The organism is Winslowiella arboricola (assembly GCF_025527015.1).
Classification (GTDB): Bacteria; Pseudomonadota; Gammaproteobacteria; order Enterobacterales; family Enterobacteriaceae; genus Erwinia; species Erwinia arboricola.
Genome location: NZ_JAODIM010000043.1, coordinates 413,677 through 427,803, shown reverse-complemented (window position 1 = coordinate 427,803; position 14,127 = coordinate 413,677). Strand labels below are relative to the sequence as shown.

Sequence of the window (14,127 nt, the reverse complement as noted above, 5' to 3'; positions counted from 1 at the left end):
AGTTCAGCTTCCTTAATGACGCTGTTTAATCAGTAAATATAAAAAGAACGGCGTTCCCAGCGCGGCGACAAAAATCCCGGCGGGCAGATCGGCGGGTAAAAACAACACCCTGCCGGCCAGATCCGCCAGCATCACCAGCATCGCGCCACACAACGCGGCCATTACCGCCTGACTGGCAAAGCCAGACGCCACCAGACGCCTGGCAATATGCGGCGCAATCAGGCCCACAAATGCCATTGCACCGCCCCACGCGATGGCCGCACCGGCCAGCGCGACGCTGGCCAGCAACAATCCGACGCGCAGCCATTCAACACGCACACCAATCCCGATTGCCAGCCCGTCATCCAGCTGTTGCACCATCACCTGACGGCTTAGCGCTATCAGCAAAGGCAGACAAGCCAGCAGCCAGCAGGCCAGCGAGGTGGTTTCACGCCAGCTGGCACCGTAAACGCTGCCGGTCAGCCAGACGTATGCCGATAAGGTGGTGGTCAGCGGGCTAAACACCAGTAAAAAGGTGGTAATTGCGCTAAGTAATGCCGAGACGCCGACGCCAATCAGCACCAGCCGTAACGGTGATGCACCCTGTTGCCACGCCAGACCATAGACCAGCAGCACCGCAATCCCGGCGCCGCAGATTGCCGCCAGCGGCAGATACTGTGCGCCGAATGTCATACTGAGGAAGGAGAGATAGAGTACCGCCGCCGCGCCAGCGCCGCTGGTGATCCCCAGCAGATCCGGTGAAGCCAGCGGGTTACGAATAATGGATTGCAGAATCAGCCCGGAAACACTTAACGCCGCGCCGACCTGGGCGGCCAGCAGAATGCGCGGTAAGCGCAGCTGTTCAACAATAAAGCTCAGGCTGGCATCCTGTTGAGAAAACAGGATGCGCAACAGCGTGACAGGTGACATTGTCACCTTGCCCGACATCAGCGAAATAGTCACCACCAGTAAGCTGGCAAGCGCAGCCAGCAGCAAGCGCGCCAAAGTTGCCAGATTGATCTGGCGCGAAAAACGGCGGGAACGCAGATTGATAAGGTGCGCCATTACCCCCTCCCGCGCCGCGCCAGCATAATAAAGAATGGCGCACCAAACAGCGCGGTCATCACACCCACCGGCACCTCCTGCGGCAGAATCACCACCCGCGCCAGACTGTCCGCCAGCAGCAGCAAACTCGCCCCGGCCAGCGCACTTCCCGGCACTAACCAGCGGTGATCGATCGATAACCCTTTGCGCACCATATGCGGCACCACCAGGCCAATAAAACCAATGCTGCCCGCCATTGCTACCGCGCTACCGGCCAGCACGATAATCACCACGCTTATCAGCAGGCGAATCAGACCAGTACGCTGACCCAGACCAGTGGCAATTTCATCGCCTGCATTCAGCACATTCACCTGTCCGGCAAGCGCGGTTGCCGCCGTTATCCCTGTCAGGCAGAGCAACAGCAGCGGCAGAGCCTGTTGCAGGCTACGTTCACTTAGCGAGCCAGCCAGCCAGAACAGCACGGTATCCAGTCCTTCCTGATCAATAACCAGCATTGCCTGACTGAAGGCGGTGAACAGCGCGGTAATCGATGCACCGGCCAGCACAATGCGTAACGGACTGAGACTACCGCGCCCCATATTACCGATCAGCCATACCAGCCCACCGGCAATCGCCGCGCCGATAAACGCCAGCCATAGCCAGGCATGCAGTGAGGTAAGGGAAAACAGTGAGCTACCGACAATCACGGCGAAGGTCGCGCCAGCATTGACGCCAAACAGGCCTGGCGATGCCAGCGGATTGCGGGTCAGCGCCTGCATTAAAACCCCCGCCACCGCCAGACTGGCTCCGACCGCCACCGCCACCAGAGTGCGCGAAAGCCGCGTACTGGTCACCAGAATATGGCTGACATTCAGCGGTTCAGGATACAGAAACGCGGCACTCACCTGTGACAGGGGGATCCAGCGCGCCCCGCTCATCAGACTGATAAAGATTGCCAGCAGCAGCACGCCAGCGGCACACAGCAATTTCAGCCCCTGGCTCATCGGCTGACACCCGCCAGCATCTGACCTTCAATATCATCCAGCATCAGGTTCGCGCCAAGAATCCCACCGGAGAGACTCCAGGCGACACCATCCACCTGCCAGACCTGATGCTGGCGTGGCGCGCGCAGCTGCTGCCAGAGCGGATGCTGTTGCAGGCTGTGGTAATGCTGTTGTACTGCGGCTTTATCGGCGCGCAGAAAAACAAAAAAGATATCGGCGTTGACCACTGGCAGGCTCTCTTTACCGTTGAGTTTGATCGATACGCCGCTGGCGGCTTTGGCTTCAGCGCTCCAGGCGAAGCCCAGTTCACTCAGTACCGAGCCGGGAAAACTGACGGGAAGATAACTGCGCAGATGATCTTCACGGATATCCAAAACTGACACCGTGGGTGGCCAGCGATCGGCGAATTTCTGTTGTAGCCGCTGCCGTAAATTCGCCACCCGCAGCTGCCACTGGTTGAGTAAATGTGCTGCCATCTGCTGCTGGTTAAGCGCCATCGCAGTTACCCGCAGCGTTTTCTTAAATTCAAATACCGTATCCAGCATCACCAGCGGCGCAATCTGTTGCAATAACGGCGCGATGGCCTGATGACGAAAGCGTGAGGCGATAATCACATCCGGGCGCAGCAGCACGATATCTTCGAGGCTGGGTTGCGTCTCCAGCCCGACATGCGCCACGCCCTGTAATGCCGGACGTAAATAGCGATAGTCAGGTTTTTCACTCCAGGCCTCCACCACTGCGCAGGGGATCACCCCCAGCGCCACCGCACTGTCGGTTGCGCCCTGAAATAGCGTGATCACCCGTAATGGTGAAGATGACAATGCTGCGCGACCCGGCATTATCTGGGTGCTGGCGAACAGGCCTGCCGCCAGCTGCAATAGCCTGCGCCTTGAGCGGTCATGATTACGCATCAGAAATCAACGTTATAGCCCAGCGTCAGCGTACGGCCACGACCGGCAAAATAGCGATCCGGTTCGACCAGCGCACTCTGCGAGTAATAAGTGATGTACTGTTTATCCAGCAGGTTCGACACCGCGAGGTTCAGGCGACCACGCGGCAACGTGTAACCGACCGCCGCATCAATCAGGGCATAACCGCTAAACTCTTTATCCTCTTCGTCGAAACTGCGGCTTAATGCCCAGTTGCCCTGGATAAAGGTCGACCACTGCGGTGTCCAGTTAGCTGACCAGCTGGCGATAATGCGGTCCGGCGAAACGTTCAGGCCATCCATTTTAGCGTCGAGGCTGCCATTATCATCACTGTCATAGCGACCACGCATATGGGAATAGCCCAGCTTCAGCTTCTGGTTTTCCGTCACCGCATAACCCACTGCGGTTTCAATGCCGTCAATCTCGGTTTTCTCACGGCGGGTAACATACATATCACCGACCCGATCCACCCGGCTGCCCAGTTTGGAGGTTGATTTGTAGTAGCTGACTTCCAGATCAAACGGCTGCTGCTGGAAGCGGAAACCGACCTCGGTATTATTGGTGACAATCGGTTGCAGATTAAGGAAGCTGTCGACACTCATCCCCGGCGTATTAATCCCGCGCAGCACGCGTCCGACATCCGGCATGGTAAAGCCCTGCGAGTAGTTGGCGAACAGGCTCAGCTGTTCAACCGGTGTCCATACTGCGCCAACGTTATACAGGGTCTTATCAAAACTTGGCTTGCCACCACCCACCGTTACGCTGTTGGCGGAAGCGATTGTCTGATAACTGTCGATATCCAGCCGCGCATATTCATAACGCACACCGCCAAACAGTTTAACTGACTCCACAGGCGCCACTTCCAGCTGCATAAATGGCGACAAATCGGTGTATTTCACCTCTGGTACATAGGTGCGATGGGTGCCCCACAGATCCTGTTTTGATGAATCAAACAGGGTATCGAAGCCCAGCGTGACCTTCAGATAGTCATCCCACAGATCATCTTTGGTCAGCGACATTTTGCTGCCGTATTTAGAGGTTACCGCGCGCGACTGATCATATAACGTGCCGACCGGCGCAATCGCCGGATCCTGGAAGGAACCGGAGATAGTTGAACCAAACAGCGCTTCATATTGCTGATAAAACGCCAGCGCATTCAGTTTCATGCCGGCCAGGTTGTAGTTATCGTAGGTAATGCCGGTAGTCCAGACACTGTTAAATGGCGCTTCGCCTTGCGGCGTGCCCTTTACCGAACCGGTGGGTATGCCCTGTTCGCGGTCGCCGGTAACGCTGAGGTATTGGTTCCTGCCTTTCAGCTGGTAGCGATTAACGCTCAGCTGAATACGTTGATCGTCATCCAGCCAGTAACCGACTTTACCGAGAATATCGTAAGCGCGTGAATCCATCAGGTCGCCCTGGGTGTTATCCACGCCGACCGGTTTATGATTACCGTCGAGAAACAGCCCCTGATCCTCATAGCTGACGGCAAACATATAATCGAGATACTCTTCGCGGCCATCGACCGCATACGTGGTTTTGTAGCTCATGGTTTCGCTGTTCAGCTGCGAGGTCGGCGTGGTGGCTTCGACGCTAAAGTGCTGATTAAACGATCCGGGTTCCGGGCGGCGGGTAATCAGGTTGATTACCCCGCCCGAGGCGCCGATGCCGTTACTGGCGTTGGCGCCATGAATCACCTCGATCCTTTCGATCATCGATGCATCGATGGTGTGCATCTCCCGCCCGGTAGGCCGCAGCGGGTTGGACTGCGGAATACCGTCCACCAGCACCAGCGGAATACGGCCACGGAAAGTTTCGCCGCTACCGCTCATTTTCTGGCGGCTGGGTGAAAATGCCGGTAACAGATTGCTGAGGATCTGCGAGGTATCAGAGGTAAGCTGCCGCTGCTGTTCAATCTGCTGTTTGCTGATAATGGTCACCACCTGCGGAGAGTCTTTTTTCTCCGTTGCGGTGCGGCTGGCGCTGACCACCATCTCGTTATTATTGTCGTCGGCCGCTTCCGCTTGCAGCGGAAAAACCAGCAGCAGTGGCATCAGTGAAGCGAGCGTCCTGATCCTGATGCCGCGAACGCTGGAGGGGAAACGGGAAAGATCAGGGGAACGCAACACATTGATAAACATCATTTGAGCCGGTAATTGATAATGAGAACGGAATTATTATCATTATCAACAATTAGTAACAAGCTGAAAATAGTTGATATACCCGGTTACGCATTGCTAACCAAAACCTTACAGTTTATGGCGGACTTATCCCAATAAGTTGAAATTATTAGGTTAATAATGATTTTATAGAAAAAATTCCCGCTGCCCGTAACTGACAGCGGAAATGGCGATTTGTGACAGAGATCACCAACTACCAATCTGCCGCGCTGCGCGTTTAGCCCGGGGGCAGCGCTTGCAGGATCCGTTTAGCATCCGATGCAGTCAGTTGATAATCAAAAAAGCGCTGATAGAAATCCTGCGTCGCTTGCACCATATTCAGGTCGGCAAACAGCTCAGGATGCAGAGTGGCGGCGGCCCACTGAATCTGCAATGCCGCTTCCGTGCCGTAGCGATCCCACGGAAACACCCCGGCCGGATTTTGCCATACCTGATGATTTTTCACCGCCTTCAGGTTGCTGAACAGCGAGGCGTAATCGGAACCGGCAATACTGCCCGCACCGGCGCCAATAATAATCACATCAGGTTGCCAGAACAGCACGTTCTCGGCAGAGGTTTCTTTCATATTGCCATCAACTTCCGCTGCCGCATTGCGCCCGCCAGCCAGCCGGATCCAGCTGTCGATTAAGGTGTTGCGACCATCAACTTTTAACGGATGCAGCGACTGAATATGCAGCACGCGCGGGCGTTGCTGTTCGCTAAGCTTATCGGTGCGCGCAGCAATTCGCGTCACTTGCTGATCAAGGTAAGCGTTGTACGCCTTCGCCCGCTGACGCGCCCGATCGGTACCCACCACCTCGGCGGTGGTCAGTAATGAATGCTTCATTGACGGGAAATCATCAAAACGCATCACCAGCGTCGGCAAACCGGCCTGACGATAAGCCGCGGCATCGCCATCTTCCGCCGCAACAAACACCGTATCGACTTTACGCACCAGCAGAGTTTCGCTGTTAAAACTGCGTCCCGGCACCGACAGCGCCTGATGCAGCGACGGCTGGATCTTAAACATCCATGGCCGATCTCTGGCATGGTTGACGGTGGCGACAATGCGATCCCCTGCCCCCAGCGTCATCAGCAGTGAGTGATGGGCATACCAGCCATCCGCAATGCGCAATGCCTGCGGTGCCACCTCCACTTGATTGCCCGCATCATCCGTCACTGTATGCGCAACGGCAAAATGGCTGGTTATTGCCAGACCGAGTGCCGTCAGCAGCGGCAGTACCAGGCGCTTATTCATTCTCACCTCATCAGAAATTAAGTTGCATGGAAACCTGCACCATTCGCGGCTCACCGAGCTGAGCGCTGGCGTAACCCGCGCCGCTATAGCCATTCAGGCCACCCGGTACGATATTGGTCCAGTAGTGGCGGTTGGTCAGATTGGTCATATCCAGGCGAAACGTGGTGTCAGTATTAAACAGCCGGGTGCGGTAAGCGGTTCCGGCATCGAAAGTGGTATAGCTGCCCACCCAGCCATCATTGCTGTTATCCGTGCTGCGACGTCCGACGTAGCGCATGCCTGCATGCAAATCGGTACCGCTGAACAACGGCAGATCATAAGCGGCAAACAGACTGGCGGTGTAGCGTGGCAGACCGACAATCTGCTTATCGCGCGTGCTGGCACTGGCCGTGTCGCGCAGCCGTGGATCCAGCCAGGTCATACCGCCATACAGATGCAGATTACGCGTCAGATCGCCGTCGGCCATTAACTCAAGCCCGCGGTTACGCTGATTGCCATCGACCGCGTAGTCGTCGTCACTGTTGGTATAAGCAAAGGGACGATCGATCTGGAAAAGTGCCGCAGTCAGCAACATCCTGCCCACCGCCAGCTTGCTGCCCACTTCCACTTGCTGGCTGCGATAAGGCGCCAGGATATTACCGGCATTCTTCGCCCCGGTCGGCGCGGTATCGCCCTGCTGTAAACTGTCAGCCCAGGTGACATACAACGTCAGCGGATCCACGGGCTTGTACATCAGGCTGGCGGATCCGCTAAAACCGCTGTTATCGGATTCGCTGGTGCGGCTACCGCTTTTACTGTAGCTGGCAGAGGTCAGGAAGCTCTGACTTCCGGCCAGCAGCAAACTCCATTGCGGCGAAAAGCTCAGGGTATCGCTCAGCAACAGCGCCTGCTGCGTGGCGGTGGCGGAGTGATAGCGACGGGTGAAGTCGGGATAATCCGGCCGGTCAAACGCTTGCGTATCGGCCAGTGAAGCGCTGCCCAGCGTCGAGGTACCGCCATCAATCGGATTCTCATTCTTCCAGACAAACCCGCGAATACCGGTGGAGAGCTGATGATGTAACCAGCCGGTGTCAATCTCACCGTTCAGATTGGCCATATAACTGTTGATGGTAAAACGGCTGGCGGTAGCGGATGAGGTGGTGGTTTTGTAATGACCGGCGTTATCGGTAAACGTATTGGTGACCGCCGTGGATTCACGGTCAGCAATCTGCCGCAGTACCCCCACTTCACCCTGCCAGTTGCCATCAAAATCGTGTTTCAGATGCAGGCTGGCGGTCAGGGTATGGTTATTCTCTCCGGCATAGTACTGGCCCAGATTAGCGCGCTTCGGATCGGGCGCCGCCGGCAGACTGAGTCCGCTTCCCAGCGCAAACTTACCCGGCAACCCCCGGGTGTAAAAATGGTAGTAGCTGAAATTACTTTCCAGCACCGTCTGGTCGCTCAGATTGGCGTCCAGCGCCAGACTGAACAGCTGGCGGCGTTTTTTACTGCCGCTGACATAGCCACTGCCTTGGTCATCAAGGATATTGGCGCGGTAACGCAGACGGTCATTATCATCCAGTGGGCCGCTAAAATCGCCGGAAACCAGACGACTGAGGCCCGTGCCGACGCCAACCGTCAGACTGTGTTGTGCGATATCGGCAGGACGTTTGGCGACAAAATTAAACAGCCCGGCCGGATTTGCCGGGCCGTACAGGGAACCGGCAAGGCCATTTAACACGGAGATATGGTCAAACTGCTCAGCGGCGTAATCGGTGGTGGATACCACGTTCAGCCCGTCGATCATGCTGTTCTGCACCACGCTGCCCTGCATACCGCGCGTTTGTGGCCGCGCGCCATCGCCCTGCACGGACGGCATATAACGATAGATATCGCTGACGCTTTTCAGCTGTTGATGTTTCATTAGCGAGGGGGAAACCACCTGCACTGACCAGGGGGTGTTACGTACCTCCTGCTTACCGAGATTGCCAAGGGTAGCCTGCTTATTAACCGCCTCGGCTTCTGCTGCTGGCGCGCTGGCGGTAACATTCAGCGTTTGTTCGGCGGCCTGAACCGGTAAAGCCATGATTATCAGGGGGTAAAGCACACTTACCCCCGCAACACGGGGTTGTTTTTCCACTGCCATTTTAAGGTTAAATCCTGAAGAGACGGCGACCACTCGTCTGGCGATCTGCACGGGATACTGCATAGAAGAGTGTGAAGTGTATCACATCGTTATGTATTTCAGTATATAGCGAAACGCGAAGAAAAATTTAACCTTCGATGATCCACCACCCCGCCCGCTGTTGCACCAGGCGCTGATAATACTGATACAGTCGCGCCGGAGTCAGCTGGTTAATGGCGGCAGCATTGAGCGGCTCAGCATAACCCTGCTGCGTCAGCCACTGCTCACGACAGCCCTCGTCAGCATCCTGATTGTGTGCAGTCAGGCTGGCATACAAGCGCTGACGGTGCTCAGCAAACCACTGTGGGTCCACGGTAGCGATGGTGTTATCCATCTGCATAATAAATTCATTAATATGCGCAAGGATCGAAGCGTTTGAATGGGTCGGTGACTGCACGGCAAACAGCAGCCCGCTGACACCGCTTAGCGACTGGAAACGGCAGCTGACCACATAACCGAGATTTTTTTCACCGCGCAACTGGCGGAAAAACAGCGGCTCAAACAGGGCTGCCAGCATTCGCCACGCCGCCAGGCAGCTGGCGCTCTGCTCAACCAGCGGACAGAACAGCAGCAGCGCCGCATCTTCACCATTGGTTGGCAGCGTATAACGGGCCTGAGCGGGCTGTGGTACGGCTGGCTCAGGGCGTTCGGCATTAACCGATGCCGGAAAACGGGTTAACAACCGCGCCAGTTGCTGATGCAAATGGTTATCCCCACCATACAGCGCCGCGCACCATGCGCTCGCTGACTGACCGCTGTCGCCGTTAATCAGCAACGGTAATTGGCTTAACAAAGCACGTACCGCAATCTCCGACTGCCAGTTTTGTTGCAATTGCCGGTATTGCCGCTCTCCCTGCGCATTGAGAGTTAGCGGCATCAGCAGCAGGATACGATCAACAGTGGCAAGCATTACTGCATTATCCGCACGTAGCTGCAGCAGCCAGCGCCCCTGATAACAGGCAAAACTGAGACTGCCGCCCGCATGGGCGCACTCAGCAATGATCAATCGCAGGCTGGCCTGAATCGTCACTCCCCAGCGCAGGGACAGTGGATCGTCAATGGCTGGCGAGATCAGCAATACTCCCTGTTTACCGCCAGCAAGATGCGGCAAATCAATCTGCTGCGACGGTAACTCAGGGGCGGATAATGGTGAGTTTTGCGGATAAAACTGCCACTGTGCGGGTGGAGCGTCGGCCGCCAGCGCTGGCCAGCTGGCTGTGGATAGCTGCAGGGTAAATCCCTGAGACTGGCGCGGTTCAGCCGCTAAACCCGCCGCAACCCGCAGCCGCGTCAGATTTTTAACCTTGAGCTGCGCCAGCAAACGATGCCACTGCGTATAAAAATCCGCGTCCAGCGCTTCTGGCGGCGGAAAAGTAAAAGCGCGCGCCCGCAGCTGGTCAACCGGCGTCTGGCGGGCAAACTGCTGTTGCGCCAGTCTGGCGTAATGTTGCAATTGCCGCGCACCAGTTTGCGTCAGCTGTTGCAGCCAGCTGAAAAACAGGGCTTCCAGCTGCGCGCAGATTGCCACGTCTGCGCTACACAACAGAAATTCAATACTGAGAATACTCTCTCGATCGCTGCAATAAGGCAGCAACAGCTGCACGCCGTCGCTCCAGTTTTGCGCCCGTAACGTCGCCATCAAGCTGAACGGCGCTTCATCGCTTAAAAACTGACGCAACAGGGTCACCTGCTGACGCTGCGGTTCACCGCTGTCGCTCAGGCAGAAAGAGAGGCGCAGGCGCGAGTCGCCATCACTGCGCAGGCCAAAATGCCGTGTGGGCTGCAAACTTAACCCTGGCGAAGATTTCTGCGGGGGAATGCCTGGCGCAAAACACGTGGCGTAAGTTTCAGCCAGTACCGCCAGCTGATCCAGCGACTGTGGCCCCTGTAACCAGAGCGTCAGCTTGCCGCCACAGAAATGCTGCTGATGATAGTCGCGCAGCGCCTGCTGCAATGCCTGCAGGTCAGCGCCAAAATAGTGCGCATTACCGACATGAAACGCCTGTAACGCGGTGGGTGAAGCAAAACCGATACGCATCGCAGCGGCACAAAGTGTGTCACTGTCGCTGGCCAGCATGCGGTATTCAGCATCAATCACCGCCACTTCCTGGCCGATCGCCTCCAGCGTCAGCAACGGATGCGCCAGCATATCAACCAGTCGCGCCACTCCCTGCTCAAGCAGATCGGCGCTGACATCAAAAAACCAGGCGGTGCAGGTATCGCCCGTGGTCGCGTTCAGCCGGGCGCCCTGGCTTTGCGCCCATGCCATCAGCCGCGCATCGCCCGGATAATCGCGACTACCGGCAAACACCAGATGTTCCAGCAGATGCGCCAGACCGGGCCATGCTGACGGCGCATCGTGGCTGCCCGCCGTCAGCTGGATCAGCGCCGCCGCACGCGTGGCCTGCGGGTCATGCAGCAGATTAACCTGCACGCCATTGGCCAGCGTCAGCTGCTGCATCAGGAAGGCTGTCCTTTAAAGATCAGCTGTGAGTTTGCGCGATTGCGGAACTGCAACTGGCTAATCTGCATATTGGTGCAGTTCGCCTGCTCACGCGCCGCCAGAATCTTCCCGTGGTGCGGAGATTTGCTGCAGACCGGATCGGCATTATCAGCGTTACCGGTCAGCATAAAGGCCTGACAGCGGCAACCGCCATAATCTTTCTCTTTTTCTGAACAGGAACGGCAAGGCTCCGGCATCCAGTCAAAGCCGCGATACTTATTAAAGCCAAAAGAGTCATACCAGATATGTTGCAGGTCATGCTCCAGCACAGACGGGAACTGCACCGGTAACTGACGGGCGCTGTGGCAAGGCAGCGCCATCCCTTCCGGCGTTACGCTTAGAAAAATCGCGCCCCAGCCACCCATGCAGCCTTTCGGCCGCTCTTCATAGTAATCCGGGGTGACAAACAGCAGATTCGCCAGGTTACCCTTATCGGCCATCTTCTCGCGGTAGTGATGCACCACCTCTTCGGCACGGGCAATCTGTTCGCGCGTCGGCAACAATCCCTCACGGTTGAGCTGCGCCCAGCCATAAAACTGGCAGGTCGCCAGCTCGACATCATCGGCTTCCAGCTCAATGCTGAGTTCAATAATGCGGTCAATCTGATCGATATTATGGCGGTGCAGCACAAAGTTCAGCACCATCGGGTAGCCGTGGGCTTTTACCGCTTTCGCCATCGCCAGCTTCTGCTGGAAAGCTTTGGCGGAACCCGCCAGCGCCGCATTCAGCGTTTCATCACTGGCCTGGAAGCTGATCTGGATATGATCCAGTCCGGCTTCAGCAAAGGCATCAATCTTCTTCTCGGTCAGTCCGATGCCAGAGGTAATCAGATTGGTGTAAAAGCCGAGATCGCGCGCCGCGCGGATCAGCTCAGGCAAATCTTTGCGTACCAGCGGCTCACCGCCGGAGAAGCCCAGCTGAACCGCCCCCATCTGCCGCGCCTGTTCAAACACCTTAATCCACTGTGCCGTCGTCAGCTCCTGCTCCTGCTTCGCAAAATCCAGCGGATTTGAGCAGTACGGACACTGTAACGGGCAGCGGTAAGTCAGTTCCGCCAGTAGCCAGAGCGGCGGCTTAACCGCAGGTTTAAGCAGGTTCACGGAAAATTATCCACTTCTGTTCATAAGCCTGGGCGAAGAATTCGTTCACATCGTCATCAACGCCACCGGCTTCGGGAAAACGCTGATTCAGTTCAGCGGCAATGGCGGCAAGCGAAATTTTGCCATCGACCTGTTGCAGGATCATCGCGGCGCTTTCGTTAAGTTGCGCCATTCCTTCCGGATAAAGGATCACATGGCAGTTCTGCGTCGGCTCCCATTGCAGACGAAAACCACGGCGAAACATCGGCACCTGTTGCGGGTTAATTTCAATCACAGTAAGTGTCCCTGATGCCACACCGCGTCCTGCGTCACGCTATGGTACGGCGGGCGTTTAAGTTCATAGGCCATGGTCATCGCATCCAGCATGGTCCACAGGATATCCAGTTTAAACTGCAGGATTTCCAGCATCCGCTGCTGTTTTTCCACCGTATCGCACCAGGCCAGCGCCAGTTCCAGACCATGCTCGACATCGCGTCGCGCCTGGCTCAGACGGCCACGGAAATAGTCATAGCCCGCTGCTTCGATCCACGGATAGTGCTGTGGCCAGCTATCGAGGCGTGACTGGTGAATTTGTGGCGCGAACAGTTCGGTAAGTGAGCTACAGGCGGCTTCCTGCCAGACGGCGCGGCGCGCAAAACTGACATAAGCATCAACGGCGAAACGCACGCCAGGCAGCACATGCTGTTCTGAGAGCAGCGCTGCGCGATCCAGCCCCACCGCTTCGCCAAGACGTAACCAGGCTTCAATGCCCCCTTCGCTGCCGTCATAACCATCATGGTCGAGAATACGCTGCACCCATTTACGGCGGGTATCGGCATCCGGGCAGTTAGCCATAATCGCCGCGTCTTTCAGCGGAATGCTGGTCTGATAATAGAAGCGGTTCGCCACCCAGCCCTGAATCTGCTCGCGCGTCGCCTGACCATTATGCATCGCAATATGGTACGGATGATGGATATGATAAAACGCGCCTTTTGCCCGCAGCGCCTGTTCAAACTCAGATGCGGTCATCAATACGGCGCAAGTCGTGCCACTCATCGGGATTCCCCTAAATTTCAATACGCATACCATCCCAACTGACCTCAATGCCCTGCTCAGTCAGCGCCTGCCGTTCGGCAGAAGATTCATCCAGAATCGGGTTGGTATTATTAATATGGATAAGGATCTTACGTTTTGCCGGCAACGAGGCGAGCAGCGCCATCAGCCCCTGTTTTTCCGCCAGCGCCAGATGGCCCATATCCTTACCGGTATTACGTCCGACGCCGGTATTCGCCAGCTCATTATCGCGCCACAGGGTGCCGTCGATCAGCAGGCAGTCGGCGCGGTTTAACCATGCCATTAAGGCTTCATCTGGCTCACCGAGTCCTGGCGCATACAGCAGCGATTTTCCGCTGCGGCTGTCCTCGATAAACAGCGCGACGTTATGGCCGGGCAGCGGTTTGCCGCGATATTGTGAATAGGGCGGCGCATTGCTTAACAGTGGAATGGCGGTAAATTTCAGCGCCGGACAGACGGCGACGGAAAACGGCGCGTCAGGCTGAATCGCATGATGGATCAGGCCACCATTCCAGTGGGACAGCATCGGAAACACCGGGAAACCGGTCGACAGGTCCTGATGGACTTCAGGTGTGCACCACACCTGGTGCGGGCAACCTTCACGTAAATTGAGCAAGCCTGCGCTGTGGTCAATCTGGCTGTCAGTAAGAATAATCGAACCGATCGCCGTACCGCGTAATACGCCGTGCCTGGTCAATGCAGGTGTGGCTGCAATCTGCTGCGCAATATCCGGTGAGGCATTGCACAGCACCCAGTCAATACCGTCATCGCTAATCGCAATCGAGGATTGGGTGCGCGCCGTGGTCTTTATCGTACCGTTACGTACGCCCTGGCAGTTATTGCAGTTACAGTTCCACTGAGGGAAACCACCGCCCGCTGCGGAACCAAGAACATTAATCTGCATGTGTAAACCAGCAAAAGGAGAAGAAAAAATGCC

11 protein-coding genes are annotated in these 14,127 nt (G+C 56.5%); all 11 read right to left on the bottom strand.

What is annotated here, in order from left to right:
- Positions 1-12 precede the first annotated feature (12 nt).
- The 11 genes from N5923_RS19445 to pqqB all read right to left on the bottom strand — a co-directional run bounded on the left by N5923_RS19445 (position 13) and on the right by pqqB (position 14,094).
- On the bottom strand, positions 13-1,044 hold the full coding sequence (locus tag N5923_RS19445; RefSeq protein WP_267144725.1) for a FecCD family ABC transporter permease: 1,032 nt from the start codon (positions 1,042-1,044) through the stop codon (positions 13-15).
- Positions 1,044-2,027, bottom strand: a complete 984-nt coding sequence (locus N5923_RS19440) for a FecCD family ABC transporter permease (RefSeq protein ID WP_267144726.1) — start codon at positions 2,025-2,027, stop codon at positions 1,044-1,046. The genes N5923_RS19445 and N5923_RS19440 overlap by 1 nt, the downstream gene beginning before the upstream one ends.
- A complete protein-coding gene (locus N5923_RS19435; protein ID WP_267144727.1) occupies positions 2,024-2,938 on the bottom strand; it encodes an ABC transporter substrate-binding protein in 915 nt (304 codons plus the stop codon). Before N5923_RS19435 ends, N5923_RS19440 begins: the two co-directional genes overlap by 4 nt.
- Entirely contained in the window at positions 2,938-5,007 is a 2,070-nt protein-coding gene (locus N5923_RS19430; RefSeq protein ID WP_267144728.1) for a TonB-dependent receptor, read from the bottom strand. The genes N5923_RS19435 and N5923_RS19430 overlap by 1 nt, the downstream gene beginning before the upstream one ends.
- A 343-nt stretch (positions 5,008-5,350) precedes the next feature.
- Positions 5,351-6,370 carry an ABC transporter substrate-binding protein gene (locus N5923_RS19425; RefSeq protein WP_267144729.1) on the bottom strand — a complete coding sequence of 340 codons (1,020 nt, stop codon included), beginning with the start codon at positions 6,368-6,370 and terminating at the stop codon, positions 5,351-5,353.
- A 10-nt stretch (positions 6,371-6,380) separates the two neighbouring features.
- Positions 6,381-8,435: a TonB-dependent receptor gene (locus N5923_RS19420; protein WP_267144730.1), complete on the bottom strand. Its 2,055-nt coding sequence runs from the start codon at positions 8,433-8,435 to the stop codon at positions 6,381-6,383.
- Positions 8,436-8,622: 187 nt separating this feature from the next.
- On the bottom strand, positions 8,623-10,995 hold the full coding sequence (pqqF, locus tag N5923_RS19415) for a pyrroloquinoline quinone biosynthesis protein PqqF (protein WP_267145260.1): 2,373 nt from the start codon (positions 10,993-10,995) through the stop codon (positions 8,623-8,625).
- On the bottom strand, positions 10,995-12,137 hold the full coding sequence (pqqE, locus tag N5923_RS19410; protein WP_267144732.1) for a pyrroloquinoline quinone biosynthesis protein PqqE: 1,143 nt from the start codon (positions 12,135-12,137) through the stop codon (positions 10,995-10,997). Before pqqE ends, pqqF begins: the two co-directional genes overlap by 1 nt.
- On the bottom strand, positions 12,124-12,381 hold the full coding sequence (gene pqqD / locus N5923_RS19405; RefSeq protein ID WP_267145125.1) for a pyrroloquinoline quinone biosynthesis peptide chaperone PqqD: 258 nt from the start codon (positions 12,379-12,381) through the stop codon (positions 12,124-12,126). Before pqqD ends, pqqE begins: the two co-directional genes overlap by 14 nt.
- Positions 12,382-12,407: 26 nt before the next feature.
- Complete coding sequence (gene pqqC / locus N5923_RS19400) at positions 12,408-13,172, bottom strand: pyrroloquinoline-quinone synthase PqqC (protein WP_267144733.1); 765 nt, start codon at positions 13,170-13,172, stop codon at positions 12,408-12,410.
- A gap of 10 nt (positions 13,173-13,182) precedes the next feature.
- Positions 13,183-14,094, bottom strand: a complete 912-nt coding sequence (gene pqqB, locus N5923_RS19395; protein WP_267144734.1) for a pyrroloquinoline quinone biosynthesis protein PqqB — start codon at positions 14,092-14,094, stop codon at positions 13,183-13,185.
- Between the last annotated feature and the right edge of the window lie 33 nt (positions 14,095-14,127).